Genomic DNA, 506 nt, shown 5'->3' on the forward strand with positions numbered 1-506 from the left:
TGGTGATTTTGACTGTGATGGTGCGACTAGTACTGCGCTGATGATGCGTGCGCTCACCAAGATGGGCGCGGTCGTTGATTTCTTAGTACCAGATCGCTTCAAATATGGTTATGGATTGACACCTGAGATTGTCGAGTTGGGTATTGAGACTTATAAGCCCGATATGATAGTTACTGTTGACAATGGTATCTCAAGTCATGAAGGGGTTGCCCGTGCGCAGGCTGAGGGCATTATCGTCATTATTACCGACCATCACCTTACGACCAAAGAGACACCGCCTGCTGAGGCCGTAGTGAATCCTAATCAACTCGATTGTGATTTTAGCAGCAAAGCATTGGTAGGGGTCGGCGTGGCGTTTTATGTACTTGGACGTTTGGCAAAACTACGGCGTGAAGCTGACAAATCTACCATCCAAGTCAGTCAATATTTAGATTTAGTGGCACTTGGTACGATCGCCGATGTTGGCGTGCTTGATAAGAATAACCGTATCTTGGTACATCATGGGC

At 47.0% G+C, this 506-nt stretch carries 1 protein-coding gene; it reads left to right on the plus strand.

Annotated features, from left to right (window positions below; translation table 11 throughout):
* Positions 1-506: DHH family phosphoesterase (locus ACS8FD_RS24890; protein ID WP_439277810.1), on the plus strand; the 506-nt coding region annotated here is incomplete at both ends.

Source organism: Psychrobacter sp. 1U2 (assembly GCF_051847575.1).